We start from the raw sequence: 255 nt of genomic DNA, 5'->3' as shown, positions 1-255 counted from the left end.
TGCCGAGGCCGGTGGCGGGCGTGGAACGGTTATGGATCGTGGACGGCACCTTGGTCCCGGTTCGTGACCGAACGGTCGGCGCCTCCTCGCGCAACTACCGGTTCTCCGCGAACGTGCAGGTCATCATCGATGCCGACACCCGCCTGGTCGTGGCATCAGCCCGACCGGCGCCCGGGAACAAGGCGGATGCGCATGTCTGGCGCGAGTCCGGCCTGCCCGCCCTCGCGGCAGGCACGACGGTGATCGCGGACGGCG

General features: G+C 70.6%; 1 protein-coding gene. It reads left to right on the top strand.

Annotated elements, in window-relative coordinates:
* Window positions 1-255, top strand: a 255-nt coding sequence (locus tag E2B92_RS32540) for a transposase (protein WP_160159819.1), incomplete at both ends; no start/stop codon positions are given.

The organism is Streptomyces sp. WAC05374 (assembly GCF_004353505.1).
Classification (GTDB): Bacteria; Actinomycetota; Actinomycetes; order Streptomycetales; family Streptomycetaceae; genus Streptomyces.
This window is presented reverse-complemented; position numbering and strand designations above follow the sequence as displayed.